A 1,045-nucleotide genomic window follows, 5' to 3' on the forward strand; every position below is an offset into this window, starting at 1 on the left:
ATTATGGCGATTCTTGCTGTAGCAGCGAAAAACGCTGGCACTCTGGCGCAGGATACGCTCGTGGCGACCGTCATGAGCAGCCTGGGACTGGAACTATATCTGAAAGAGCACGGCATTAACCTAGTGCGCACCGGGGTAGGGGACCGCTACGTGTTGGAGGCCATGCGCGAAAACGGCTATAACCTGGGTGGTGAGCAATCCGGGCACGTGATTATGAGCGACTATGCAACCACCGGAGACGGTGTGCTGACAGGCCTTCACCTGGCGGCCGAAGTGGCCCGGAGCGGGAAGAAACTATCGGAGCTGGCAGCCCGCATGAAGCCCACCCCGCAGCGCCTCATTAACGTGAAGAACGTAGACAGGGCAGGTGTGAAAACCAATAAGGTACTCACCGCCGCAGTGACTGATGCCGAGAAAACACTGGGGCACAGCGGGCGCGTGCTATTGCGTGCCTCCGGTACCGAGCCGCTGGTGCGGGTAATGGTGGAAGCCGCAGCTCAACAACAGGCTGACGAGGTCGCCCAGCAGCTGGCTGATGTTGTCACTAAAGAGCTGAAACTCGTATAAACCCTATAATGCGCACAGGGCACCGACGACTTGCTCCGTCGGTGCCCTTTCATTATTGGTGTCCCTGTTGTGGGTATGACGCTTTAAAGCAGCTATCCCGCTCTTTCCGGTGGGAAAGAACGGGATAGGTTAAGCCTGTTAAATACAGGTACGAACGGGAAGCTTACTTCTTGGTGGCGAGGGAGTCGCGGATCTCCTTCAGCAGGGACAGCTCAGTGTCTTCCTTATCTTCAGCCTTGTTCTTGCTGATCCTTGCGTTGAGCTTCTCGACGGGCAGCACTACGGCGAAGTATACTGCCGCTGCAATCAACAGGAAGTTGACAACAGCAGTCAGGAAAACGCCAATCTTAATCTGGCCGAAGACCAAGAAAGAGTCGAAGTTCGGAGACTGAACCAGCATAGAAATTGCGGGCATCAGCACCGACTGAACCAGTGCGGTCACGACAGCGGTGAACGCGGTACCCATAATAATACCGAC

At 55.7% G+C, this 1,045-nt stretch carries 1 protein-coding gene and 1 pseudogene; one reads left to right on the top strand and one right to left on the bottom strand.

From position 1 onward, the window contains the following. A pseudogene (locus Q4P78_RS09400) lies at nt 1-567 on the top strand (phosphoglucosamine mutase); the annotation flags it as partial. 163 nt (nt 568-730) lie between these two features. Here the strand turns inward: Q4P78_RS09400 and Q4P78_RS09405 are convergent. Next, a partial coding sequence (locus tag Q4P78_RS09405; RefSeq protein ID WP_303340104.1) for an MscL family protein occupies nt 731-1,045 on the bottom strand: 315 nt, incomplete at its 5' end.

The organism is Rothia sp. (in: high G+C Gram-positive bacteria) (assembly GCF_030540545.1).
Taxonomy (GTDB): domain Bacteria; phylum Actinomycetota; class Actinomycetes; order Actinomycetales; family Micrococcaceae; genus Rothia.